Source organism: Streptomyces sp. 378 (assembly GCF_030124145.1).
Taxonomy (GTDB): Bacteria; Actinomycetota; Actinomycetes; order Streptomycetales; family Streptomycetaceae; genus Streptomyces.
The window spans coordinates 443,065-466,811 of sequence record NZ_JASKMS010000001.1 but is presented as its reverse complement, the minus strand read 5'-3'; the positions used below and the strand labels follow the sequence as shown (position 1 = coordinate 466,811).

The following is a 23,747-nucleotide window of genomic DNA, read 5'->3' as shown; positions in this document are numbered from 1 at the left end:
CGAGTGACGGCTTCATCCTCCGCGGCGCGGCCGCCACGCGGATCGCCCGCACCGGTGGTCCTGGGACGTCACTTCCTCGCCGGTGCGGGGGAGGACCCGGAGCGGGAGCCTCCCCCGGGCGGGGGATCCCCGGGAGCGACCAGGCCGGTCTCGTAGGCGCAGATGACGGCCTGGATCCGGTCCCTGAGGCCCAGCTTGGCGAGCACGTTGCCGACGTGCGTCTTCACGGTGTGGTCGCTGACCACCAGCTCGGCGGCGATCTCGGCGTTCGACAGACCCCGGGCGAGCAGCAGCAGCGTCTGGCGCTCCCGGGCGGTCAGCGCGTCCAGCCGGGGGTCGGGCCGGCGGGACCGGGCGGCGGGCCGGGTGTACTGCTCCACCAGGCGCCGGGCGACGGAGGGTGCGAGCAGCGAGTCGCCCCGGGCGACGACCCGTACGGCGTGCACGAGGTCGTCCCGGCGGACGTCCTTGAGGAGGAAGCCGCTCGCGCCCGCGTGCAGCGCGTCGTACACGTACGCGTCGGAGTCGAAGGTCGTCAGCATCACCGTCCGGCAGTCGCCCGCCGCACTGATCGCACGGCAGGCCTCGATGCCGTCCATGCGGGGCATCCGGATGTCGAGCAGCGCCACCTCGGGCGCGTGCCGCCGCACCGCGTCGACGGCCTCGCCACCGTCGCCCGCCTCGGCGACGACGTCGATGTCCGGCTGCGCGTCCAGGATCATCGCGAAGCCGCTGCGCACGAGCTCCTGGTCGTCGGCGATCACGACACGGATCGTCACGCCCTCACCTCCGCCGCGGCGGACAGGGGAATGCGCACCCGCACCTCGAAGCCGCGCCCGCCCGACCCCGGCCCGGCGGCCGCGCCGCCCCCGTGGGCCGCGGCCCGTTCACGGATGCCGACGAGCCCGTGCCCGCCACGGCGGGACACGGCGTGCGCCCCACGCCCGTCATCGGTCACGGCCACCTCCAACTCGTGCCTCGCGTAAGAAAGTTGGACTGTAGCCGTATGCGCCTCCGCGTGCTTGACGACATTGGTCAGGGCCTCCTGCACCACCCGGAAGACGGTGACCTCGACGTCGCCGGCCACCGGCGCGACCTCCCCCTCGGACCGGTACACCACATCGAGTCCGCTCCCGCGCACCCGGTCGAGAAGCCCGGGCAGCGCCGCGAGTCCGGGCTGCGGCTCGCGCGGGGCGGTGCCGCCGGTGTCGTCCCCGCCGTCCCGCAGCACCCCCAGCATGTGACGCAGCTGGGCCATGGCGTCCCGCCCGGTCGCCGAGATGGCGTCGAAGGCCGCCTCGGCCCGCTCGGGCGCGGCACGCACCGCCACCGGCCCGGCCTCGGCCTGCACGATCATCAGGCTCACGGCGTGGGAGAGGATGTCGTGCATCTCCCGTGCGATGCGCGCCCGTTCGCGTGCGGCGGCCTGTTCGGCCTCGACGCGGTGCGCCCGCTGCCGGGCATCGGTCAGCCGCCCGAAGACGTAGGCGGCGGCGAAGACGAAGAGCGAGAAGGTCAGTTCACGCGCCGACCGGGTGTTGAGCCACACGCCCACCGGCACGGCGACCATCAGCACCAGCCCGGTGAGGAGCCGCGCACGCGGGCCCGACAGCGCGGCGACGGTGTAGACGGCCACCAGCCCCGTGTACGGCAGCGGTTGCCCGGGTCCGTCGACGGTCAGCCGGTACAGCGCGTTGGCGGCCAGCACCGCGAACAGCACGGCGAGGGGAGCGTGCCTGCGCCAGACCAGGGGCACGACGGTGAGCGTGCCCAGCCCGTACGCGGCCCAGGTCGCCGGCGGCAGTCCGGGCGCACGCGGTACGAGGAACGGCATGGTCATCGCGCCCTGGACGAGCAGGGCGATGCCGATGTCGACCAGGAGCGGATGGTCCGCCGCGAGGGCCCGCCCCCGCTCCCACCCCCCGCGCAGCTCCCCGCCTATGCCCATGGCGACGTACGCCCCCCCGTCTTGTGCGGCCCGACTCCCGGAACCGAAACCGTAGCGGGGGCGGGCGGACGGGCACGGCGGAACCAGGGTTGTCGTTTCCGTCATGGCGCGAGGGCGCTTCGAGTTCCCTTTTCCGCCACGACCACTTGGCCGGTTCGCTTCCGGACCTCGGTCCCCGCTCCCCGGCCTCTGGTCCAGTGGGCGATGTCACGGCCGGGGTCGCCGGACAGGGAGCGCCACAACAGGATCCGGTCGGACCTCCGGCCGGGCGGTGGTCTGCTCGTACCAGGGGAACGTGCGCCGCGACTCCTCGCGATCCCGTCCTTCCTCAGAACTGCTGTGCGATCACCGGCTGTTGGCGTGCGCTAGGATCCTTTACCGAGCTCTTACGCTCGGTTGAGCGTGGCCGCGCACAGTCGTCGCACGTGATACGGCTCCGTTCAGTTCGTCGACACAGTGGCCGCCCGGTCTCCGGGCCGGTGTGAGGGGGGCGTGACATGGGGCGAGTGGTGCCTGTCCGCGTCCACAACGCCGCCCGTGACGGCGTCCCTGATACCGGCCGCGCCGCGTGAGCGGTTCTCCGTCGTCCTGACGTGTGACGCCTGACGCGTCGGCGCGTGACGTTCCCCCGGCCGACGACGGCCCGGGCGGGGCACGCGCCGGGCGTCTCGACCGCACCGTGTGATCCGGACCCTGCCGCGCCGGGGCCGGATCCCCTCTCGCTCCCCCGCACTGCTCACCGAGCCGTACCGCCGGGTGCCCGCGCCCGGCGCCGAATCCGGCCGGGCAGCGCCCGCCCGCCCCGCTCCACCCCTGCGACGACCCGGCCCTCCGCCCGGCCGTCGCACCGCAATGGCACAGACGCCGCAGACCCGATCAACGGAGGTCAGACGCCCGTGCACGACACCACCGCCATGCTCATCGAACTCGGGGCGATCATCCTCGCCCTGGGACTCCTGGGACGCCTCGCCGGACGGGTGGGCTTCTCGCCCATACCCCTGTACCTGCTGGCCGGACTCGCCTTCGGCCAGGGCGGCATCCTGCCGCTGCGGGCCAGTGAGGAGTTCGTCGCCACCGGCGCCGAGATAGGCGTCATCCTGCTGCTGCTCCTGCTCGGCCTGGAGTACAGCGCCTCCGAACTCGTCACGACGCTGAAGACCCAGTACCCCTCCGGTGCCGTCGACTTCGTTCTCAACGCCGTACCGGGGGCCGCGATGGCGTTCCTGCTCGGCTGGGGTCCGGTGGCCGCCGTCGCGCTGGCCGGAGTCACCTGGATCTCCTCCTCCGGGGTCATCGCGAAGGTGCTGGGCGACCTGCGCAGGCTCGGCAACCGCGAGACGCCGGTCGTCCTCGGCGTGCTGGTCCTGGAGGACCTGGCCATGGCGGTCTACCTGCCCATCCTCACCGCGCTGCTGGCCGGGGCGGGCCTGGCGGGCGGGGCCGTCACCCTGCTGATCTCGCTGGGCACGGTCGGCGCCGTCCTCTACGTGGCGCTTCGGCACGGCCGGCTGGTCAGCCGGGCGGTGTCCTCGGACAGCGCCGAGATGCTCCTCCTGGCCGTCCTCGGGCTGACCCTCCTCGTGGCGGGTCTCGCCCAGCAGTTGCACGTGTCCGCGGCCGTGGGCGCGTTCCTGGTCGGCATAGCCCTGTCCGGTGAGGTCGCCGAGGGCGCCAGCAGTCTCCTCACCCCGCTGCGGGACCTGTTCGCCGCGGTGTTCTTCGTCTTCTTCGGACTGCACACCGACCCCGCAGCCATCCCGCCCGTCCTGCTGCCCGCGCTCGCCCTGGCCGCCGTCACGACCCTGACGAAGATCGCCACCGGCTACTGGGCCGCCCGCCGTGCCGGGATCTCGCCCCGGGGCCGCTGGCGGGCGGGCGGCACGCTGGTCGCACGCGGCGAGTTCTCCATCGTCATCGCCGGCCTCGCCGTCGGCACCGAACCCCGCATCGGACCCCTGGCCACGGCCTACGTCCTGATCCTGGTCGTCTGGGGTCCCCTGGCCGCCCGCTGGACGGAGCCCCTCGCCACCCACGTCACCCGCCGCGCGGCGGCTGCCCGGACACCACTCGCCGACCCGCCCAAGGAACCGGCCCCGGCCCACCGTTGACCTGACCGACCGGGGAGCCCCGGCACGGTCGTGGAAGCCGCTCAAGGACGGGCGCCCGTGTCCGCCGTCCCCCGCACCTGGGGGCCCGGACCATCCCCGTGTTTCCGGCCGTCCTGCCCGCTGCCCGCCCGGCCGGGTCGGCTGTCCGGATCGGGTGTCTTCCCGGGGGGAAGCTTGCTGGCAGCCTGGCGAGCACCCGGGGGAACGGCCGGGGGCCGGGGGAGAATCGCCGTTCAGGAGGAACGGAAGGAAGCGCCGGGATGATCGAGTGGAAGCCCCTGGGCACCGGAGCCAGGCCCGTCCCCCAGCCCGTGGCCACGCCGCTGGTGTGGGCCGGGGCCGGTGGTGGCGCACTGGTGCTGGTGGCGCTCCTCAACACCGTGGTGGGGACGGACCGGCCCGAAGTGGCCCTGTCCGGCCTGTCCCTGCTGGCCGCCCTGCTGGGCCTGTGCGCACGGTTCACAGCCGCCCCCGGAACGGCTGTGCTGTGCTGGCTGTTCCTCAACGGCTTCGCCATACCGCCCGCCGGTGTCCTCACCTGGGCCGGTCACCGCGACACCACGTGGCTGGCCTGCCTGTTCACCGCCGCCCTCGTCGGCACCGGCCTGGCCCGCCTCGTCCACGCCCGCGCCGCCTACCGCCGTCTGGCCCTCGACCGGCCCCGCCCCGGTGCCCCGGTCGGCGACGTACCGTACGACGCCTGACACGAGGCCGCGGAACCGAGGGGACACCGGACGTGGGTCAGGTGCTCGTCATCGGCGGGGGAGGGTGAACAACGGCCTGGCAGGGGACGTTCGTCCGATCGCGGGGCATGCGCGAGTCCGCCGACCCGTCCGCCCGCATGCCCCGCGTCGGTCCTGATGCGGTGCTCAGCCGCCGACGTACCAGGTGAAGCCGCCGTTGCTGCTGGCCACGGCCAGGAGCACGAGCCACAGCACCACGTCGACGACGCCGAGGATGATGCCCGCCTTCGCCATGCCGGCGCCGTTCTTGACCGATGCCTGGCGGCGGGCGATGGCACCGAAGATGATGGCCAGCGGGCCGAGAACGATGTTCAGCAGGAACAGGCCGATGATGCCGCAGCACAGGCTCGCGATCGCCAGGCCGTTGGTGCGCGAACCGGAGGACGCGGCAGAGGAACCGCCATAACTCGCCATGGAGAACTCCCAGTTGTCGATGGCACGGACCGAAAGGGCCGCACTCTCCTCACTTTCGCCTTGTTGTGTTCGAGTGCCCCTCGGTGGCGTTCCCATGACAACCAACTCGGGAGAGCGCCCCCCGTCAGTCGTCGTGCACCAACCCGGCGATGTGCGCGGTGACCGTGTCGAGGATGCCCGCCCAGGCCGACTCGTCCCCCAGCACGAGGAAGTTGAGGGTCAGTCCGTCGGTCATGGCGGCCAGGTAGCGGGCCAGGACGGGCACGGGTACGCGCAGCCGCAGCCCCATGGACTGCCGGAGCTGGTCGATGAGCTCGGTGTACGCCTCCGCGTAGAGCTCGTACTGACGGCGTGCCAGGGGCTCGAACCCGGGCTGACGCAGGGCGTACTGCGTCAGCTCATAGGTGAGCATGTGCTCGTCGGGATGGGCCCGGACGTGGCCCCAGTACGCCTGGAAACCGACCCGGACCGTGTCCTCAAGGGTGTTCCGGGGCCGTATGGCCTCCTTCACCACGGTCACGTAATGCCCGGTGATGGTGGTGATGACGGATTCGATCAACTGCTGCTTGGAGTCGAAGCAGTAGTGGACGACGCTCAGCGAGACGCCCGCCTCGGCGGCGATGGACCGGGTCGTCGTCCTGGGGACGCCGTCCCGGGCCATCGCCCTGATCGCCGCTTCGGTGAGCTGTCGCCGCCGCTCCGCGGACGGCAGCCGTGCCATGGAGCCCCTCTCGTGGGTGTCAGCCGCTGTGGACGCCGACCTCGTAGAGGGAGTAGCCCCACCCGGTGCCGCGCTCCAGCCCGTGGACGCGGACGTACCGGGCCGGTGTGCCGGCGAACCGCGCGGTGTCCAGGCCTCCGTCACCTGCGGTCGTCGACCAGGCGGTCCGCCAGTTCGTCCCGTCGGTGGAGAGCTCCACCCGGTACGACTTCGCGTACGCGCGCTCCCAGTCGAGGGTGACCCGCCCGACGGTCCGGGTGGAGCCGAGGTCGATCCGGTACCACTGGTCGTCGCTCCAGTCGCTGGCCCAGCGGGTGCGGCGGTCCCCGTCGACGGCCCGGTGCGGCTGGTAGCTCGTGAACAGGCTCCACTCCGAGGAACTGGCCGACGCGGCGGAACCGGCCGCCAGATCGGTGCCGGCCTCGTGGTTCTCGGAGGCCGCCCAGGTGTCCAGGTAGGACTCGGCGCCCCGGAACAGGTCGTCGACCGTGTCCTGGCCGCCGACCCGGCGGATGTCCTCGATCCAGTCCGGGACGAGGCCGTAGTGGGCGGCGCCGTCGGTGTTCAGGTCCCAGGTGCGCTCGCCGGTGGTCTGCCGGTCGATGACCGAGCCGCCGTCGACGCTCTTGAACGGGTAGGTGACCTTGTTCGGCGCGTCCGCCCCGCGCGGTCCCGGCCAGCCGCCGACGCCGTTCATGTCGGTGCCGTACCCGTAGCCCACGCCGTACTTGTCACGCAGTGCCTCGGTGCGCCTCGCCTCCGCGACGAAGCCCTCGGAGCCGTGCATGTACTGGGCGATGAAGCCGCCGAGCCCGTAGACCCGCTCGGTCCAGTCCATGTCCATCCAGCTGTGCGAGGAGAGCACGCCGGGGTAGGACTCGGCCTCGAAGATGTCGAGCACCCGGCCGGTGGCCTTGACGCTCATGTGGTCGATCTCCAGCATCATGCCGCGCTTCATCATGCCGCGGACGGCGTACTCCCCGAGGTCGGTGAGCCCCCGCACGTTGCACTGGGCGTCGGCGCTGTAGGAGGGGACCTCCTCGCCGGCCGGGAGCTTCTTCTCGGCCGCTGGCGCCGCCGCGTTGCCGATGGGGTTGTCGTGCTGCGGGCCCGTGCACTTCTCGGTCTTCCAGTACGTGCCGGTCGACAGGAACTGCCCGACGTTGATGGCCGTCCCGAGCGCGCCCGAGTCGAAGCGCACGCCGCACAGGGCGTTGTCGAACTTGTGGCACAGGAACATGCTGCGCACCCCCAGCGCGTGCAGTTCGTCCAGGCCCTTGTCGATGTCGGCCCTGTCGCACTGCGCGATGTCCAGGACCTGCTTGCAGCCGAAGGGCTCGGAGGTCTCGACCCCCATGACCACCGCGAGCTTGCCCTGCTCGATGACCTCGCGGGCCTGCGCGCTGTCGGTGACGACCCGGAACCAGCCCTTGCCGGGCCCGCCGTACATCCGGTCGACGAAGGCCTGCATGTCGTACGTCAGCCGGGCCTGGAGCCGGATGGACGTCATCTCGTCGCAGGAGCGGTCCTTGAAGAAGTACACCGAGCAGATCACGCCGTTGGTGACGAGGTCGTTGACCAGCACCCGCTGCCCGCCGCGCCAGGCCCGCTCGATCCAGGCGTAGTAGTTCTGCTGGTGGGTCAGCGAGTCGTGCGCCGGCCAGTCCTTGAAGGTGGGCCAGCCGGTCGGGTCGTGCTTGCCGTCGCCCCCGTTGGTGATGAAGTCGAAGATCGCGAGCGAGCCGTCCGGGTAGTGCTCGGGGCAGTCCTTGAGCGCGTCGGCCACACCTTGCTCGGAGAAGGCCTTTCCGCAGATCAGACGGCCGCCGAAGGCCTCGTTGGAGAAGATGTGGTCGTGCGCGTCGACGAAGCCGCGCACCTCGCCCGCGGCGTTCGTGCCGGTGAAGGGCTCGCCCGTGACGTTGATCCGGGAGTCCGGAGCGGGCCGCGCGGTCGGGTCCCACCAGTCGGTCCCGGCGGCCGAGCTCGGTGTCGGGCCGAGCGCGATCGACAGCACGAGCAGGAGGAGCGACACAACGGTGACGTGCTTGCGTCTGCGGTACGGGCGTCCGGAACTGGTCACAGCCCACGTCCCTCGGTCGGCGGGTCGCGTGGTCGCCTTGTCATGACCTCGCAAAGTGTGCGACGAGAATCGCCACTGCCGCTGAACGAGTCAAGGGTCCGGGACGGTCGACCTGATGACCGGGGGCCGATTCACCCCGGGGGCGGATTGCGGACCGGACGGGACGACAACAAACCCCAGGCCGCCGACCTGGGGTTCTCACGGGGCGGAGGGCCGGCCCCCGGCCCGGACGCGATCAGCTCGGACCGGAGTCTGATCCGGCGGCCGCCCGGTTCGCGGCGCGGCGGTACTCGGCGTTGATGCGCTGAGCTTCTTCGAGCTGGTCCTCGAGGATGACGATGCGGCAGGCGGCCTCGATCGGCGTACCCCGGTCGACGAGCTCGCGGGCGCGCGCGGCGATCCGCAGCTGGTAGCGGGAGTAGCGGCGGTGTCCGCCCTCCGAGCGCAGCGGAGTGATCAGGCGGGCCTCGCCGATGGCTCGGAGGAAGCCCGGGGTGGTGCCGAGCATCTCCGCGGCCCTGCCCATGGTGTAGGCGGGGTAGTCGTCGTCGTCCAGCCGGTCGCTGAGCGGGGTATCTGCTTCCATGTCACCTCGTAGTACAACGCGTCGAGGGGCCCTGGTGCCGTACGGCACCAGGGCCCCGAAGGAAATTCAACACCATCTGTCGGCCCTCATGCTGTGCCGACCTTCTGTTTCCGCTACCCGGCCCGACAACGGGAGGGGTGCGGGGATCGCGGCTGCGTGACCGGGGACCACCATCCATTCCGGGGTCTTGCGGTACCCGGACCGAGAGCCTCCCGGGCCGGGCGATCCTGATGGCGTCTGCTCCTCCGTCCTTCCTTACGTCTTGCTCGACTGTGTCCGACTGTGTCAACACGAAGAAGAGTAACCGCGACGCGTGCCAATGTCTACTTTGGCAAAGACAGATTTTGGGGTTCGGATGGTGCAGGGTCCGGGGGCCCGGTCGGCGGACCGCGGAGGACGGCGGGCCGGGCACATGACGATGAGGGCCCTGCCGACGCGCGTCGGCAGGGCCCTCATCGGTTCTGGTGGCGGCTCACCGCCCGGGCTTCACCCCTGCGGGAGGTCCCGGACCCGGACCCGGTCCGTGTAGGCGGGCGCGTCCCGGAGGACGCTGAGCCCGGCCAGGGTGACCAGGCCCGTGCTCCGGTCGTCCCCGTCACAGAGGACGAGGTGGTCGACCCGGGCCCCGGCCATCAGGGACAGCGCCACCTCGACCGTCATGTCGTCACTGATCCGCGGCGCATGGGCCATGGCGTGGTGCTGCGTCTGTACCGGCGTCACGGGTGTCTCCTGCCGTAGAAGGGTGGCTGGTGGGCGCGAGGGCTCTACGCGGCCGAGCCGAAGCCGGTCCGCCGCTGCCCCCTGGAGCGCGCCGCCTCGCCGACGGGGCGGCCCTGGCCGGCGGGGCGGCGACCCCGGCGACCCCGGGACGGGGCGGACGCGCCGCGAGGGCGTTCCGCGCGCGGCGCGGGGATGACGACCGGGACGCCGGAAGGGGCCTGGGCGCCGGTGATGCGGCTCAGCTCCGCCTCGCCGGACCGGACCTGGGCGATCTGCGGGGTGATGCCCGCCGACGTCATCAGCCGGCTCATGCCACGACGCTGGGCCGGGGTCACCAGGGTGACCACGCTGCCGGACTCGCCGGCGCGGGCGGTACGGCCGCCGCGGTGCAGGTAGTCCTTGTGGTCGCTGGGCGGGTCCACGTTGACGACCAGGTCGAGGTTGTCGACGTGGATGCCGCGGGCGGCGACGTTGGTCGCTACCAGGACGGTCACGTCCCCGCTCTTGAACTGGGCGAGGGTCCGGGTCCGCTGCGGCTGGGACTTGCCGCCGTGCAGGGCCGCGGCGCGCACGCCGCTGCTCAGCAGGTGTGTGGTCAGCCGGTCCACCGCGTGCTTGGTGTCGAGGAACATGATCACCCGGCCGTCGCGCGCCGCGATCTCGGTGGTCGTGCGGTGCTTGTCCGCGTCGTGCACGTGCAGGACGTGGTGCTCCATCGTGGTGACCGCGCCCGCGGACGGGTCGACGGAGTGCACCACCGGGTCGTGCAGGTACGTGCGGACCAGCCGGTCGACGTTGCGGTCCAGGGTGGCGGAGAACAGCATCCGCTGTCCGCCCGGGCGCACCTGGTCGAGCAGCGCGGTGACCTGCGGCATGAAGCCCATGTCGGCCATCTGGTCGGCCTCGTCGAGCACCGTGATGCCGACGTCGCTCAGGCGGCACTCGCCCCGGTCGATGAGGTCCTTGAGGCGGCCGGGCGTCGCGACGACCACCTCGGCCCCGGCGCGCAGCGCGCCGGCCTGCTTGCCGAGGGACATCCCGCCGACGACGGTGGCCAGCCGCAGGCTCACGGAGCGGGCGTACGGAGTGAGCGCGTCGGTGACCTGCTGGGCGAGCTCACGGGTGGGCACGAGGACGAGGGCGAGCGGCTGCCGCGGCTCGGCACGCTGCCCCGCCGTGCGGGCCAGGACGGCGAGACCGAAGGCCAGGGTCTTGCCCGAGCCGGTGCGGCCACGGCCGAGTACGTCCCGGCCGGCCAGGGAGTTGGGCAGGGTCGCGCCCTGGATCGGGAACGGCGCGGTCACGCCTTCGCGTCCGAGCGTGGCCAACAGCCGCGCGGGCATGTCGAGATCGGCGAACGCCTCGACGGCGGGCAGCGGGGGTGTGATCGTTGTCGGCAGGGCGAACTCGCCCTGGGGAGCCCGGCGGCCGCCGTAGCTCTGCGCGCGGCGCGGAGCACCGGAGCGGCGGCCGGCGCCGTCGCCAGTGGAGAAACGGTCACGGGTACGGGATGTGTGGGCACGCTTCATGCGGGACCTTCCTTGATGGGCACGTAGCAAGGAAAATCCGCAGCAGAGGAGCGGCGCAGAGAATCTCGAGACGAGCCGAATCGATACGGCCGGTTCGGACCGGCGGGAAAAAAGCAGCGAGCTGGGGCCCGCACCCCAGAGGTGCGGGCCCCAGCTGCGAAGTATGCGAGCGCCGGTGTCAGGCGGGCACGATGTTCTCGGCCGTCGGGCCCTTCTGGCCCTGCGCGATGTCGAACGACACCTTCTGGCCTTCCAGCAGCTCGCGGAAGCCCTGGGCGGCGATGTTCGAGTAGTGGGCGAAGACGTCGGCGCCGCCGCCGTCCTGCTCGATGAAGCCGAAGCCCTTTTCCGCGTTGAACCACTTCACGGTGCCAGTAGCCATTTTGTTTCTCCTTCGGAGGCGGTTTCGGGAATCCACCCTGTGTGAATTCCGTGTCGCCGTGATGATTACCCCGTAGGAAATGAACCTTCTGGCAACCACACCTGCAACTGAGATCGACAGTAGCACGGGGTGATCGGGCCGGTGACGTGCGAAATTTCCGTGCCGGACGGCGTGCGAGGAATATTCGGCGGGCCCCGCTTCTCTTTCTCATCTTGCGAGCACAGATATTGCCGTCCGGGGGCGCGCCCCTTCCTGTCGTGCCCGCGCGTGCCGGGGCTGTGACCTCCGCCGACGGGGGCGAGCGGCCGTCGGCGTCGTCAGCGCGCGGCACGGCGGCGAGGACGCCGGAATCCCGCTTCCGCGACGAAGGTCACATCACCCGTGCGGGCGTACCCGGGCCGACGGCTACGTGGACATGTCACCGATCGGCCGCAGCGTCGTCCGGAACCGACGGCGCCGGGACCCCTTCGGCTTCCCTCCCCCTCCTCAGCCGGCCGAGGGTGCCCGGGTCGGCGGCGATCTCGTATCCGAGCCCTTGTTCGCGCCGGTCGCCGGCGCGATGGCCTGTTCGCTCATGCGGTCGGTCCTGTGCGGAGCCGTAGCATGACGGCGTGGAATCAAGGGAGTTGCGGTACTTCGTCGCCGTCGCCGAGGAACCGCACTGCGGGAGGGCTGCGGAGCGGCTCGGCATCGCGCAGCCCCCGACAGGGTCGATCCCGGCAAGCGCCCCTGACATCCGCCGACACTCCGATAGCATGTTCGAGCTCGCGATGGTCCCTCCATCGCTCTCCATCTCCCCAGCCATTCGGATGAATCGGCCAAAAGATTGAAAGCCAGGGCATCGCGGGTGTTTTCGCGAAGAGGCGGCAGGACGCAACGGGGCGCGTGGCGCCATGGGCGCGCCATGCCGTGGATCGCGGCGGCTGTGGTCGGGTGCGGATTCCTCGTCGCGCTGGAGATCGCCGCCCGCCGCTACGGCGAACCGGGGCCGATCACCACGCAGGTGCAGGCCTTGGTCCTCGCTCCCAAGGCGGGCCCCCTGTACGGCGGTCTGGTGCTGATGATGGTGGTGCTCACCTGGCGGCAGCGGCTCATCGCGGCCGGCGCCGCCCTGGGCATCGACGCCGTCCTCCTGTCGGTGCGATGGGCTGTGGGCGCCGACATGTCCGACGGCGACGTCCTGGGCACCGGTGCGCTGTGGGTGATGCTGGGCTTCGCGGTCATCGCCGTCACACGCCGCACCGGCGGTGAACGCGTCCTGCTGCTCAAGGGCGTCGGCCTGGGCCTGTTGCTGGTGGCCGCCCGCAAGACCGGCGACACCTGGCTGCTCATCACGGCCAAGACCCGCCCGACGGTCCTCGACCAGTACGTGGCGATGGCCGATCACGCGCTCGGCAACCCGTCATGGCCGGCGGGCCGGCTGGTCGAGGCCACCGAACCGATCAGCGGCCATGTTCTGCACCTGGTCTACGCCCAGCTCGCGGTGGCCGCGGTCGTCGTCGCCTTCCACCAACTGCGCCACGTGGCCGTCGAGCGCCGCTTCCCGAGCCATCACCTGGTGCGCACCTTCCTGGTGATCGGCCTTCTCGGGCCGGGCATCTACATGCTCTTCCCGGTGGTCGGCCCGGTCTTCGCCTACGGCCCGGGCGCCTCCGGCACCGGCGGCGTGGAGTGGGCGGCGGCCGACCTGTGGCCGCACACGTCACTGCCGATCAGCCCCCCGGCCCCGATGACGTACGACGGGATCACCCCCCGCAACTGCATGCCCAGCCTGCACACGGCGTGGGCCGTCGCGATCTTCGTCCACACCCGCGGGGCCCCGCGGCTCCTGCGGTACGCGGGCACGTTCTGGCTGGTCACCACGCTCGCCGCGACCCTGGGATTCGGCTATCACTACGGCGTGGACCTCGTCGCCGGCGTGGTCTTCACCCTCACCATCGAGGCGGCCCTGCGCTCGCTCCGGCGTGGCTGGGACCGGCGAGGGATCCTGCTGGTCGTCCACGGCACCACGATCTTCGTCGCGCTCCTGCTGTCGTACCGCTACCTGTCGATGGACATGGCCCGGTATCCGGAGGTGTCCGGTCCCCTCGTCATCCTGGCGATGGCCTCGGTGATCCACGGCTATGTACGGACCACCGCACGGTGGGCGGCCGACCCGGCCGAACCCGCCGGGATCCCCAGCGTGCGGCTGGTCGGTCCCCGGGTGGCCCCGGAAGCGGACACCGCACGGGAGGACGCCGTGCCCGAGGAGCGCGAAGGCCCTGCTCCCGCGCAGGCTCCTTCAGCGGAGCTGCGCTGACCGTTCCCAAGGGCTGAGCAGCGGTGAGTCCTGTCGCCGGGACCGGTGCTCGGCCGGACGCCCCGAACGGTGTCGGGTGTCGCCCCCTCGCCCGCCGCTCCGACCGAAGCGCCCGAGGCGAGATCCCCCTCACCCTCGTGCGGCGGTCCAGGTGATGTGCGGGGGCTCGACCCGTGCGCACAGGGGCCCGCCCTGCGCGTCGGTCAGGCCGAGGTGTCCGACCAGCAGCCCTTCGCGGGCGGCGGCGGCGAGCACATCGGCGGGGATGACATCGAGCATGAGCTTGGCGCGGCGGAACATCGTGAACACGCCCGACGCGTCGACCGTCCCCCACGACAGGTAGATGAACCGCCGGCCCAGACGGTCCTGCACATACGGCCCCCGGATCTCGGTGCCGGCCGGTGAGGTGCTCGTGGTGCACTCCAGGGTCCAGGTCGCGGACGACGCGTCGCCGGGCTGTGGATCGAGGAGTTCGGCCGGACGGTCGCGGCGTTGCACGGCGACGTGGAGGTCGCCGTGGATGGGCGCCGCGCCCTCGGCGGGGGCGGGGCGGGTGAGGCCGGGCAGGTCGACGGCGTCGATGCGGATGCGCATGACGGCCATCATCCCCTCCTGCCCTTCCCGGTGTCCGGAGACGGGGTCGGGGAGGCGGTCGACGTGGTGACGAGCCGGGCGAACTCGGCGCGTTCCGCGTTCTGGTGGTCCAGGCCTGGGCACCGTCTCCCGCCTCACCGCGGCCCGGTTCTCACGACGACGGCAGGCGCAGGGCGAGGAGGGCCACGTCGTCCGTGCTACCGGGCGGCATGCGGGCGGGCAGCTGGTCACAGAGCGTGTCCAGCGGCTCGTGGGCGAGCGCGAGGGCGTGGTGGCGCAGCCGGGCGAGGCCGGTGTCCAGGTCGCTGCCGGGGATCTCGATCAGACCGTCGGTGTAGAGCAGCAGGGTGGAACCCGGCGGCAGGACCTCCGCGGCGCTCGGCCGGCCGGCACCGGTGCCCGGAGGGGCGCCGAGGAGGACCCCCTGTCCCGATTCGAGGTACCGCGCCTGTCCGTCCTGGGTCAGCAGGAGGGGGGGCGGATGCCCCGCGCTGGTCCACCGCAGTGTCCACGGGCCGCTGTGCGGGTCGCCTTCGAGCAGGGCGAGGACGAGGGTGGCCATGGGGACGGTGGTGATGGCGGGCATGGCGTCGTCGAGGCGGTCGACGACGGCACCGGGCGGGCCGCTGTGGTCCCAGGCCAGTGAGCGCAGGATGCCGTGCAGTTGCGCCATTCCGGCCGCCGCGGTCAGGTCGTGGCCCACGACGTCGCCGATCACCAGCGCGAGCGTGCCGTCCTTCCGCTCGAACGCGTCGTACCAGTCGCCGCCCACCTGGGAGCCTGCCGGGGCGGGCTGGTAGCGGGCGGCGAGCCGCAGGCGGCCGGGCTGCGGCAGTGGGGCGAGCAGGTTGCGCTGCATGGCCTCGGCGACGGCGCGCTGGCGGCCGAAGCGGCGGGCGTTGTCGATGACCAGTCCGACCCGGCGGCCGATGTCGCTCACCACGGTCAGGTCGTCGGTGTCGAAGGGGTGCGCCGGGTCCGTGCGCACCAGTGTCAGAGCGCCGGTGACCTGCTGTCGGGAGCCCAGCGGCACCGTCACGGCGGAGGTGGCACGGGCGGCCCGCAGGAAGCCGCTGTGCACGGCGGCCAGGGCCGAGTCGGTCGGTGCGGTCACGTCCGCCTCGCCTTGCAGGACGGGATCACCGCCGTTCAGCACCCGCACCAGAGGGGAGTGGGCCTCCTTCCCGGGCTCGGGAAGACGTTCGTGCCAGTCCTCCAACGCGGCGTCCCGCCCCCCGGGACCCGTCACCGCCACACGGTGGACCTGCCCGGAACCGGCCCGGAGGTCCACCGCCGCCCAGTCGGCGAGGCGCGGAACCAGCAGGCGGCCCAGTCGGGCGAGGGCCTCATCGGTCTCCAGCGTCTGACCGAGCACGTCGGTGATCTCCGCGACCAGCGTCAGCCGCTCGGTGAGGTCCTCCAGCGCACGTGTGTAGGCCGCACGCTCCCGACGCGCGGTGCGGTCGGCGGCCGCGTCGGTGAACAGCACGGCCATGCCCATGAAGACGCCGTCGTCCGTCAGGGGAGAAGCGGACCAGGAGATCGCGACCAGGCGGCCGTCACCGCGCCGGCAGAGGTGGCCCTCCCCGCGTGCCTCGGTCCTCTCGGCCAGGGTCCGCAGGAGCGGGCACTGCTCCCGGGGGACGCTGCCGCCGTCCGCGTCGCGGTGCAGCAGGTCGTGTGCGTCCTCCCCGCGCATCGACGACGCGGTGCGCCCCAGCAGCCGCTCGGCGGCCGGATTGACCGCGAGGATCCGTCCGGCGGTGTCCCCCACGATCAGGGCTGTGCCCAGCTGCCCGACGACCCGCTGCCAGAATCCCGGCTCGGCCGCCGATCGCCACCGCCCTTCACCTGCCACACCCTCCACCATGCCGCCCCTCCGTCATGGAAAACCCTCCCCGAAGACCGCGGGCGCGTCGGCGGACCGACACACCGGTGGATCGATCATCCCTCGACTCGGTGCCGATCAGCTCGGCGATCGCGCCTGGTCATGCGTTCCCCCGGCGCGAGACGCCGCTTGCCGTCCCCGACGCGCTGTGCCCGGCGTCTTCGCCCCGCGCGCGAACCGAGCGGCGACCACCCCGTACGGCACAGTCCAGCGTGCCGGAACAACGCCCGCCCGGTGCACGCGACGTCGGCCTGCGCCCCCGGCCCGCCCTGGACGACGAAGAACCTCCGGGCCGCTGACCTGAGGGTTTCACATGAAGCGGGTGACGAGAATCGAACTCGCGCTCTGCTCGCGAAACCGCGGTCACACGCGTCCCGTTCGAGTACCGGGCGGGGCTCGTGTCCGGGAAGCGGCCTCCGGCCGCGTCGCCGCCCGTGAGGCCGGGCGGTGATGCCCCTCAAGGTCTCGAGCGTGCGTTTCCGTCCGCTTCCCCGCCGGCCGCCGGGAGCTTCGTCGGCACCCGGAAGGCCCCGACGGTCACATTGACGGCGTACCGGCCGGATCTTTGTGCACTTGCACCGGAACTCGGGCACCGGCCGGCTCCTACGGTTTCCCAAACTCGCGGAGCTCGGGGTGTTCTCCCGCTACTGATGCCCCAGTTCAGGGCCTGCCGACCCGTCACGGTCGACGGGTGGCCGGAGGAAAGGATCGCAATGCATCGGATTCAGGCGCTGCACCCCGGGCTCGGGGGTGTCCGCTTCCAGGCCACGGCAGGCGTACGGGCCCGTACCCACCAAGGCGCGAGGTGAGTACGGGCCCGTACCGGAGCCGGGTCGCCGGGAGCGGTCAGATGGTGGTCTTCACCGACTCCTGGTCTTCGTCGCCGTCGTCGCTGATCTCACCGGCCTTGCGGGCGCGGACGAACTCCAGGAAGGAGTTGAGCTCGCGCTTGACGACGGGGGCGAGCAGGTACAGGCCGATGATGTTGAACACCGACAGCAGGAAGAGCGCGGAGTCGGCGAGGCTGATCAGCGAGTCGAGGGACATCAGGGAGCCCAGGATCACGAACAGGCTCCAGACGGCCTTGAAGACGGTCTCGCTGACCTTGCTCTTGCCGAACAGGTACGACCAGGCCTTGAGGCCGTAGTAGCCCCAGGTCAGGATCGTGGAGAAGGCGAACAGCAGCACCGCGATCGTGAGCACGGCCGGGAACCAGGGCAGCACGGTCTCGAAGGCGTCGGAGGTGATGGTGACGCCGCCGATGCTCTCGCCCGCGCGGGCCTCGGCCCAGCTGGCCGGGTCGGCGATGACGATGGTCAGCGCGGTCATCGTGCAGATGACGACGGTGTCGATGAACGGCTCCAGCAGGGCGACCAGACCCTCGCTGGCGGGGTGCTTGGTCTTGACCGCGGAGTGGGCGATCGGGGCGGAGCCGAGACCGGCCTCGTTGGAGAACGCGGCGCGCTGGAAACCGATGATCAGGGCACCGAGCACACCGCCGGCGACGCCGTCGGCCTCGAAGGCGCCCCGCAGGATTTCCTGGAAGGCGTCCGGCACCGCGGTGACGTTGCCCAGGATGACGACCAGGCAGGCCACGATGTAGATGGCGGCCATCGCGGGCACCAGCCGGCTGGTGACCGAGGCGATGGAGCGGATGCCGCCGAGCAGCACGAGACCGACCAGCGCGGAGACGACCAGGCCGAAGAGGACGGCACCGGCGGAGGAGGCCAGGAAGCCGTCCTCGCCGCCGAAGGTCGAGGAGATCTGCGCGTAGCTCTGGTTGGTCTGGAACAGGTTGCCGCCGAACAGACCGAAGAAGAGGATCATGATCGAGGCCAGGACGGCGAGCACCTTGCCGAGCTTGGCGCCGCCGCTGCCGAAGCGCTCCTTGAGGCCCTTGGGCAGGTAGTGCATCGGGCCGCCGGAGACGGTGCCGTCGGCGTGCACCTCGCGGTACTTCACGCCGAGGGTGACCTCGACGAACTTGGAGGCCATGCCGAGCAGACCGCACAGGATCATCCAGAACGTCGCGCCCGGTCCGCCGATGGAGACGGCGACGGCCACACCCGCGATGTTTCCGAGGCCGACCGTGCCGGAGACGGCGGCGGTCAGCGCCTGGAAGTGGTTGACCTCGCCGGCCGACCCCTTCTCGTCGTACTTCCCGCGCACCACGTCGAGCGCGAGTCTGAACTTGCGGACCTGCACGAACCCGAACCAGCCGGTGAAGACCAGACCGGCGACGACGAGCCAGGCGACGATGAGGGGAAGGTCCGTTCCGCCGACGGGAACCGCATAGAAGACGACTTTCCCGAGCCAGTCGGCTATCGGTTCGAAGAAATCGCTGACGGCTTCGTCGATGTTCTGGGTGACGGAGTCGAGTGACACAGTGGCTACCTCGATGGTGCGAGCCCGGGGCACAGGGGAAGTGCCGCCGGTCGATGTGCGGTCTCGGAACGAACGCCGTTGTCCGATCGGCGACGCTGAGTGGGCTGTCCTTGGATGCGGATCGTGATCACCCTGGTTGTGATGCCGGTGCATGCCGACCGCTCCGCGTGGCGGCGTCGAGCGGTGCTACCTGCGGAGTTGCGCAGTTCTACCACGGTTTCTGCCGAGGCTTTAGTGATGCAAGTCACATGACGCGCAGTTACCGTCGAAAATGCCAGCGAGCGATATCGGACCGTTATGCGGAGCCCGAGATCCGTTCACCGGACATCTATCTACGCGATCCTGGCCTCCGACGTGGAGGGCATCGGACTGCTCGCCGCCGGGCATCCGCGCGTGAGTGTCGAGAAGGTCTGACACCGCCTCCGGGACCGTGAGCGCGCCGAGTCGTCGCCGGGGCTCGGCTGCCGTGCCGCGGGTGCGGTCGGTGGTGAGGAGACGTGCGGCTCCGACCGCCGGCCGCATCTCCGTCTCCGTACAATTTGAGTCCGAACGACCGAACCGGAACAAGCTGTCCCGGTCAGCCGAGGAAATCGAAGGAGCCCCCGTGCCCGGCCAGCGATCCATCACCGAAGCCGAGAAGCTCGCCGCGGCGAAGCTCGGCGGCATCCCGATCCGCCGGGACCAGATGGCGGCCGTGGCCAACATCTACCGGGCCGCCTCGGCGGTGCGCCAGCACCTGGAGAACTCCGTACTGCGCGGCTCCGATCTGACCTGGACGGCCTTCGTCGTGCTGTGGGTGGTCTGGGTGTGGGGCGAGTCGGAGACCCGGCACGTGGCGGAGGAGGCGGGGATCTCCAAGGGGACCCTCACCGGCGTGGCCCGCACGCTGGAGTCCCGTGGGCTGCTGCGGCGGGCCGGCCACCCCTCCGACGGCCGGCTGGTTCTGCTCAGCCTCACCGACGAGGGCGAGGAGCTCATGCGGCGCGTGTTTCCGGCCTTCAACGAGGAGGAGGCGTTCGTCACGGGGCGGCTCAGCGACGCGGACTGCCGACAGCTCGCGGAGGGGCTGCGCAGTGTCGTGATCCAGGTCGAGGAGCACGGCGAGGAGCGCCGCCGCACTCTGCTGGACGGGGCCGAGCCCACACCGCGCCGCAGTGGCCGTCGCCCCAAGCCTGACACCGCCGCCTGACACCGCCGCCTGCGCTTCCGGGGCACTCCGAGTCACTCCCGGGCGGCACGCACCAGCGCGTCGAACAGGCCCCGCTGCGCCACATCCTCGTGCGCGGTGTCCTCGGGGTGCCACTGAACGGCCGTGAACCAGCCCCGGGCGTCCGGAAGTTCGAGCGCCTCGACCGTGCCGTCCACCGCCGTGGCGGTCACGCGCAGACCCGCGCCGATCCGGTCGATCCGCTGGTGGTGGTAGCAGGACACGTCGACCTTCTCCGCCCGCGCGGCCCGCGCCACGCCCGACCCCGGTTTCAGCGCGACGGCGTGCACCAGGTGCCGGTGCGCGCGTTCCGGTCCGCCCATGTCCTGCTCCAGGGTGCCCCCGAGCGCGACGTTGACGACCTGGAGGCCGCGGCAGACCGCCAGCAGGGGAAGGCCCAAGTCCAGGGTCCGCCGGACGACTTCGAGGTCGAAGCCGTCCTGTTCGTCGTCGACGTCGTACACGCTCTCGTGGACGTCGCCGAAGGTGTGGCCGTAGCGGTGCGGGGCGAGGTCGCCACCGCCCGGCAGCAGCACACCGTCGAAGCGGGCCAGACGCGCGGCGACCTCGGCGGGGTCGGCGGTGCCGCCCGGTGCGTGCGGGTGGATCGTCGCCGGTTCGCCGCCGGCCCGCCACACCGCCTCGACGAGCGCGCGGGCGTTGACCTCGGCGGCGTACCGCAGCGCCGAGGTGGTGGCGGAGAAGCGGGCGGGGATCGCGATGAGCGGTCTCCCGGGGGTACGGGTCCCGGGTCGTGGCCTGGAGGTACGGGTCACAGCTGCATCCAGGTGGTCTTGAGCTCGGTGTACTTCTCCAGGGCGTGCGCGGACTTGTCGCGGCCGTTGCCCGACTGCTTCATGCCTCCGAAGGGCACGGTCAGGTCGCCCTCCTCGTAGCAGTTGACCCACACTGTTCCGGCCCTGAGGGACCGCGAGACCTGGTGCGCGGTGGACAGGTCGGAGGTCCACAGGCCGGCGGCGAGTCCGTACTCGGTCCCGTTGGCCAGCCGTACCGCCTCGTGCACGTCGTCGAAGGTGAGCACGGACAGCACCGGGCCGAAGATCTCCTCGCGGGCCAGCCGGGCGCCGGGGCCGACCTGGTCGAACACGGTGGGCTGCAGGAAGCTGCCGCCGGTGTCCGGAAGCACCCGCGAGCCCCCGGTACGCAGGCGCGCGCCCTCGTCGACTCCGTGCCGGATGTGGTCCAGTACGCGCTCCAGGTGACTCTCGCCGACCAGGGCGCCCATCTCCGTGGCGGGGTCGAGGGGATCACCGACGCGCAGTTCCCGGGCCCGCCGGACGACCGCCTCGGTGACACGTTCCGCGATCGAGGAGTGGACGAGCAGCCGGGAGGGCGCGGTGCACATCTCGCCCTGGTTGAAGAAGATGCCCCAGGCCGCGGTGGCGGCGGCCTTCTGAAGGTCGGGAGCGTCGGGAAGGATGATGTTCGGCGACTTGCCGCCCAACTCCAGCCAGACCCGCTTGAGGTTGGAGTCGGCGGCGTAACGGAGGAAGTGCCGGCCGACGGCGGTGGACCCGGTGAAGGCGAGAACGTCGACATCGGGATGCAGGCCGAGGGCCCGCCCGGCCACCGGCCCGTCGCCGCCCACGACGTTGAGCACGCCCGGCGGCAGCCCGGCCTCGGTGGCGATCCGTCCCAGCAGCAGCGCGGACAGCGGCGAGTTCTCGGAAGGCTTCAGGACGACCGTGCAGCCGGCGGCCAGTGCCGGGGCGACTTTCCAGCCCGCCAGCGTCAGCGGGAAGTTCCACGGGACCACCGCGCCGACGACACCGGCCGGCTCCCGGGTGACCAGCGCGAGCGCGTCCGACGGGGTGTGCGGCGACTCGTCGGTGAGCTTGTCCGCCAGTTGCCCGTACCAGCGGAACGTGCTGATGACGGCGCGCAGTTCGATGTCGTACGCGTCGGTGATGGGCTTGCCCATCTCCAGGCTCACCGTCAGGGCCAGCGACTCGCGTCGGTCTTCGAGAAGCTCGGCGATCCGCAGCAGCGCCCGGCCGCGCTCGGCGGGCGCAAGGCGCGGCCACGGTCCCGAGTCGAAGGCCCGCCGGGCGGCGGCGACGGCCGCGTTCACCTCGGCGGGTCCGGCGTCGGCGACCTCGGCGACGACCCGGCCGTCACGGGGCGAGACGACCGGGAACGTGCTGCCCGAGCCGGCCTCGTCGGCGCCGTCGATGTGGTGCGCGCCGGGCACCTCCAGCGTCTTGGCACGGCGGAGCCACTCGTCATGGGTGACAGCCGGCATGTGAACCTCCAGGCCAGATCCGTGATGCGAGTCATGTGATTTGGGATCAAACGGTACGGCGGTGAGTGTGCTGCCGTGCCTCCGGCGCAGCCCTCGGGGCAGCCGCCGGGCCTGCGCTGGAGGCGGTCGCACGGTCAGTCGTCGACGGCGGTCCCGGCCCGGCGCGTCACCCGTGCGGTGACGACGCCCAGTGCCATGACCACCGGGACCGAGGCCGCGAGCCACACGGCCGTGCCGCGCTCACCTCCGATGAGCGTGGTGAAGTTGTCCAGGATCAGCCAGATCGCGCCCACGAGGCCGACGGCGCCCAGGACCGGGGCGATCAGCGTGTTCCAGAGGCGGGTGTCCAGGCGCTCACGGCGGAAGAAGACCACCACGGACACCGAGGTCAGCAGGTACAGGAGCATCATCGCCAGGACGGCGACGCCGCTGAACCAGGAGAAGAGGGTCAGCACGGGGTCCTTGCCGGCCAGGGCGAACGGGGCGACGAGGGCCACGGCGACGACCGTCTGCACACAGCCGGCGGTCCAGGGCGCGTGGCGGCGGTTGAGCGTGCAGAGCCGACGGGGCAGCAGTCGGTCGCGGCCGAGTGAGAACAGGTAGCGGTTGGCGGAGTTGTGGAAGGCGAGGACGCCGGCGAAGAGGGAGGTGGCGAGCAGGACCGGCAGCACGTCGTTGACCCAGCCGCCGAACTCCGCCGCGATCGGCGCGAAGACGAAGCCGGTCGAGTCCCCGCTCTCCAGCGCCTTGCCCGCGGCCCCGGCGGCCTCGCCGGCGCCGTACGAGGACACCAGCATCCAGGACGTCAGGGCGAAGAAACCCGTGACCACGGCGACCGCCAGGTATGTGGCCCGCGGGACGGTCCTGCGCGGCTCGCGCGCCTCCTCGCCGTAGATCGCGGTGGCCTCGAACCCGAACATGGAGGCCACGGCGAACATCACGGCCACGCCCGGAGCGCCCTGCAGGGCGGCGCCCGCCGAGAAGCTGTCGGCCAGGCCGAGCCCTTCGGGCCCGCCTCCCTTGAGCAGCGTGACCAGGCCGAAGGCCAGCAGGATGCTGAACTCCGCCAGGACGAAGACCGCGAGCACCTTGGCGCCCATCTCGACACCGGCCGCGCCGAGCGCCTGCACGATCGCCATCGTGGCCAGCGCCCAGGCCCACCACGGCAGGTCGAGCCCCGTGTGGGCGGCGACCAGACCGCTCACGATGGACCCGTACAGCCCGTACATGGCGGCCTGGATGGTGCAGTACGCGAAGAGCGCGACCCCCGCGCTGCCGACACTGGTGGTCCGGCCCAGCCCTTTGCCGATGTACATGTAGAAGGCGCCGGCGTCCACGACATGGCGGCCCATGGCGACGAAGCCGACCGAGAACAGCAGGATCACCGCGCCCGCCACCGCGTAGGCGGCGGGCGCGCCCGGCCCGTTGCCCAGCGCGACGGCGATCGGGACCGCTCCGGCGATGCCGGTGAGCGGCGCCTGGGCGGAGAGGACGAAGAAGAGGATGCCCAGCACGCCGAGCGCGTTGGGCTTGAGCTTGCCTGCGGTGGATGTGTCCCGCGCGGTCTGCTCTCTGGAGACCGTCTGACTGTCCACTCGGATCACCTGCCAGGGGAGAGGGATGGTCGTTTCAGGCCAAACGAGTTGCCTCATCGTGGAGTGGAACTATCCGTTTGGCAAGGGGGTGCGTGGAGAGATTCCGGTCCGGCCGCGGAGGACTCACGCGGCTGTGATCGAGGGGGTGCTCGGGCCGGGCGGAAGTGTGCTCAGGGCGGGTGGCGAGCGGGGGAGGGCGGCCTCGGCCGTCCCGCGGGCACGGCTCGGCCGCCGTCGGCCGTCGGAGGACGTGCCGTCAGCCGTCGGAGGACGTGCCGTCGC

At 71.7% G+C, this 23,747-nt stretch carries 19 protein-coding genes and 1 pseudogene; 5 read left to right on the top strand and 15 right to left on the bottom strand.

The window, feature by feature from the left end:
* Window positions 1-68: 68 nt before the first annotated feature.
* Window positions 69-779 carry a response regulator gene (locus tag QNO09_RS02155; RefSeq protein WP_283968268.1) on the bottom strand — a complete coding sequence of 237 codons (711 nt, stop codon included), beginning with the start codon at window positions 777-779 and terminating at the stop codon, window positions 69-71.
* Complete coding sequence (locus QNO09_RS02150) at window positions 776-1,948, bottom strand: sensor histidine kinase (RefSeq protein ID WP_283968406.1); 1,173 nt, start codon at window positions 1,946-1,948, stop codon at window positions 776-778. The genes QNO09_RS02155 and QNO09_RS02150 overlap by 4 nt, the downstream gene beginning before the upstream one ends.
* 896 nt (window positions 1,949-2,844) lie before the next feature.
* Between QNO09_RS02150 and QNO09_RS02145 the strand changes: the two genes are divergently transcribed.
* The gene (locus QNO09_RS02145) at window positions 2,845-4,056 is read left to right on the top strand and encodes a cation:proton antiporter (protein WP_283968267.1); all 1,212 of its coding nucleotides are present in this window, start codon (window positions 2,845-2,847) and stop codon (window positions 4,054-4,056) included.
* 260 nt (window positions 4,057-4,316) lie between these two features.
* A complete protein-coding gene (locus QNO09_RS02140; RefSeq protein WP_283968266.1) occupies window positions 4,317-4,760 on the top strand; it encodes a hypothetical protein in 444 nt (147 codons plus the stop codon).
* Between the two features lie 165 nt (window positions 4,761-4,925).
* Here QNO09_RS02140 and QNO09_RS02135 read toward each other — a convergent pair whose 3' ends face one another.
* From QNO09_RS02135 to QNO09_RS02105, 7 genes are all read right to left on the bottom strand, one after another.
* Window positions 4,926-5,213: a DUF4190 domain-containing protein gene (locus QNO09_RS02135; protein WP_283968265.1), complete on the bottom strand. Its 288-nt coding sequence runs from the start codon at window positions 5,211-5,213 to the stop codon at window positions 4,926-4,928.
* A gap of 124 nt (window positions 5,214-5,337) precedes the next feature.
* Window positions 5,338-5,934 (bottom strand): TetR/AcrR family transcriptional regulator, encoded by a 597-nt coding sequence (locus QNO09_RS02130; RefSeq protein ID WP_283968264.1) that lies wholly within the window; start codon window positions 5,932-5,934, stop codon window positions 5,338-5,340.
* Window positions 5,935-5,953: 19 nt separating this feature from the next.
* On the bottom strand, window positions 5,954-8,017 hold the full coding sequence (locus QNO09_RS02125; RefSeq protein ID WP_283968263.1) for a galactose-binding domain-containing protein: 2,064 nt from the start codon (window positions 8,015-8,017) through the stop codon (window positions 5,954-5,956).
* 235 nt (window positions 8,018-8,252) lie between these two features.
* Window positions 8,253-8,603: a helix-turn-helix domain-containing protein gene (locus tag QNO09_RS02120; protein ID WP_283968262.1), complete on the bottom strand. Its 351-nt coding sequence runs from the start codon at window positions 8,601-8,603 to the stop codon at window positions 8,253-8,255.
* Window positions 8,604-9,089: 486 nt separating this feature from the next.
* Window positions 9,090-9,323, bottom strand: a complete 234-nt coding sequence (locus QNO09_RS02115) for a CBS domain-containing protein (protein ID WP_502962229.1) — start codon at window positions 9,321-9,323, stop codon at window positions 9,090-9,092.
* A 44-nt stretch (window positions 9,324-9,367) separates the two neighbouring features.
* Complete coding sequence (locus tag QNO09_RS02110) at window positions 9,368-10,852, bottom strand: DEAD/DEAH box helicase (RefSeq protein WP_283968261.1); 1,485 nt, start codon at window positions 10,850-10,852, stop codon at window positions 9,368-9,370.
* Window positions 10,853-11,030: 178 nt separating this feature from the next.
* Complete coding sequence (locus QNO09_RS02105) at window positions 11,031-11,234, bottom strand: cold-shock protein (RefSeq protein WP_004986771.1); 204 nt, start codon at window positions 11,232-11,234, stop codon at window positions 11,031-11,033.
* Window positions 11,235-11,845: 611 nt separating this feature from the next.
* On the opposite strand from QNO09_RS02105, the pseudogene QNO09_RS02100 reads away from it, so the two are divergent.
* Both QNO09_RS02100 and QNO09_RS02095 read left to right on the top strand, forming a co-directional pair.
* Window positions 11,846-11,938: pseudogene (locus QNO09_RS02100) on the top strand (LysR family transcriptional regulator); the annotation flags it as partial.
* 200 nt (window positions 11,939-12,138) lie between these two features.
* A complete protein-coding gene (locus tag QNO09_RS02095; protein WP_283968260.1) occupies window positions 12,139-13,533 on the top strand; it encodes a phosphatase PAP2 family protein in 1,395 nt (464 codons plus the stop codon).
* Between the two features lie 129 nt (window positions 13,534-13,662).
* Here QNO09_RS02095 and QNO09_RS02090 read toward each other — a convergent pair whose 3' ends face one another.
* From QNO09_RS02090 to QNO09_RS02080, 3 genes are all read right to left on the bottom strand, one after another.
* Window positions 13,663-14,127, bottom strand: coding sequence for a DUF5990 family protein (locus QNO09_RS02090; RefSeq protein ID WP_283968259.1), 465 nt, complete (start codon window positions 14,125-14,127; stop codon window positions 13,663-13,665).
* Between the two features lie 151 nt (window positions 14,128-14,278).
* Window positions 14,279-15,985: a SpoIIE family protein phosphatase gene (locus QNO09_RS02085; protein WP_283968258.1), complete on the bottom strand. Its 1,707-nt coding sequence runs from the start codon at window positions 15,983-15,985 to the stop codon at window positions 14,279-14,281.
* Between the two features lie 876 nt (window positions 15,986-16,861).
* Complete coding sequence (locus QNO09_RS02080; protein WP_283968257.1) at window positions 16,862-18,400, bottom strand: alanine/glycine:cation symporter family protein; 1,539 nt, start codon at window positions 18,398-18,400, stop codon at window positions 16,862-16,864.
* 604 nt (window positions 18,401-19,004) lie between these two features.
* Between QNO09_RS02080 and QNO09_RS02075 the strand changes: the two genes are divergently transcribed.
* A complete protein-coding gene (locus QNO09_RS02075) occupies window positions 19,005-19,589 on the top strand; it encodes a MarR family winged helix-turn-helix transcriptional regulator (RefSeq protein ID WP_283968256.1) in 585 nt (194 codons plus the stop codon).
* Window positions 19,590-19,621: 32 nt separating this feature from the next.
* Here QNO09_RS02075 and QNO09_RS02070 read toward each other — a convergent pair whose 3' ends face one another.
* The 3 genes from QNO09_RS02070 to QNO09_RS02060 all read right to left on the bottom strand — a co-directional run bounded on the left by QNO09_RS02070 (window position 19,622) and on the right by QNO09_RS02060 (window position 23,465).
* A complete protein-coding gene (locus QNO09_RS02070) occupies window positions 19,622-20,383 on the bottom strand; it encodes a gamma-glutamyl-gamma-aminobutyrate hydrolase family protein (RefSeq protein ID WP_283968255.1) in 762 nt (253 codons plus the stop codon).
* A complete protein-coding gene (locus QNO09_RS02065) occupies window positions 20,380-21,870 on the bottom strand; it encodes an aldehyde dehydrogenase (protein WP_283968254.1) in 1,491 nt (496 codons plus the stop codon). Before QNO09_RS02065 ends, QNO09_RS02070 begins: the two co-directional genes overlap by 4 nt.
* A gap of 134 nt (window positions 21,871-22,004) precedes the next feature.
* Window positions 22,005-23,465, bottom strand: coding sequence for an APC family permease (locus QNO09_RS02060; RefSeq protein ID WP_283968253.1), 1,461 nt, complete (start codon window positions 23,463-23,465; stop codon window positions 22,005-22,007).
* Window positions 23,466-23,747 lie beyond the last annotated feature (282 nt).

What these genes read in the sequence shown, in the direction of transcription:
- QNO09_RS02150 (WP_283968406.1), bottom strand. Translation starts at nt 1,948, where the DNA reads ATGGGCATAGGCGGGGAGCTGCGCGGGGGGTGGGAGCGGGGGCGGGCC.
- QNO09_RS02140 (WP_283968266.1), top strand. Translation starts at nt 4,317, where the DNA reads ATGATCGAGTGGAAGCCCCTGGGCACCGGAGCCAGGCCCGTCCCCCAG.
- QNO09_RS02135 (WP_283968265.1), bottom strand. Translation starts at nt 5,213, where the DNA reads ATGGCGAGTTATGGCGGTTCCTCTGCCGCGTCCTCCGGTTCGCGCACC.
- QNO09_RS02130 (WP_283968264.1), bottom strand. Translation starts at nt 5,934, where the DNA reads ATGGCACGGCTGCCGTCCGCGGAGCGGCGGCGACAGCTCACCGAAGCG.
- QNO09_RS02120 (WP_283968262.1), bottom strand. Translation starts at nt 8,603, where the DNA reads ATGGAAGCAGATACCCCGCTCAGCGACCGGCTGGACGACGACGACTAC.
- QNO09_RS02110 (WP_283968261.1), bottom strand. Translation starts at nt 10,852, where the DNA reads ATGAAGCGTGCCCACACATCCCGTACCCGTGACCGTTTCTCCACTGGC.
- QNO09_RS02105 (WP_004986771.1), bottom strand. Translation starts at nt 11,234, where the DNA reads ATGGCTACTGGCACCGTGAAGTGGTTCAACGCGGAAAAGGGCTTCGGC.
- QNO09_RS02095 (WP_283968260.1), top strand. Translation starts at nt 12,139, where the DNA reads ATGCCGTGGATCGCGGCGGCTGTGGTCGGGTGCGGATTCCTCGTCGCG.
- QNO09_RS02090 (WP_283968259.1), bottom strand. Translation starts at nt 14,127, where the DNA reads ATGCGCATCCGCATCGACGCCGTCGACCTGCCCGGCCTCACCCGCCCC.
- QNO09_RS02065 (WP_283968254.1), bottom strand. Translation starts at nt 21,870, where the DNA reads ATGCCGGCTGTCACCCATGACGAGTGGCTCCGCCGTGCCAAGACGCTG.